Genomic DNA, 666 nt, shown 5'->3' with positions numbered 1-666 from the left:
GCCAGGACAGGTGCGGCTGAAGCGAAAGATTTGAATCCCAGCATGGGCCTGATCCTTCGTTTGATGAAACGGTGATCCTGTTCAATGATGTTATTGAGGTATTTCCGCCTTACCATTTCGATCGGGGTTGGGCAGCCAAAGCTCTTGAGCATCTTGTTGATCGCCTTGATGCCAGCTGTGTTGGCACCACTTTTGTCGATAACAATCTTGCGTGGCAATCCGTTCACCTCAAGCGCGCGGGCTAATAACCTCGTCGCAGCGGCTTTATTCCGGCGCTCGGACAACATGAATTCCAGGGTCTTGCCGTGTTTGTCGATCGCTCGGTAAAGATAAACCCATTCGCCTTTCACTTTCACATAGGTTTCATCCATGCGCCACGAACGGTCTGCAGGACGCTTTCTATACCGCGCTGTTTCAGCAATGAGGCCGGCATATCGACTGACCCAGCGGTTTAGCGTTGCATGATCCAGATCAATGCCGCGTTCCGCCATGATTTCATCCAGATCCCGGTAGGAAACACCGTAGCGCAGGTAGAAGAAAACCGCGTGCAAGATCACGTCTTTCGGAAAATGCGCGCCCTTAAATGAGATCGTCACGGCCTGCTCCTGTCATGTTCTAGTGCGCGCTACCAGAAATGCACTCGACCTGACAGGTAAGGGCCAAGTT

General features: G+C 52.3%; 1 protein-coding gene. It reads right to left on the bottom strand.

The annotated features are described in order from the left end of the window. Positions 1 to 596 (bottom strand): IS6 family transposase (locus tag ACR0KW_RS24265; protein ID WP_480807311.1); only part of this gene is annotated, 596 nt, incomplete at its 3' end. Positions 597 to 666: the final 70 nt, after the last annotated feature.

This window comes from Ruegeria sp. CG11 (assembly GCF_056537245.1).
The sequence above is the reverse complement of the archived record's forward strand: the minus strand, read 5'-3'. Positions and strand labels throughout refer to the sequence as shown.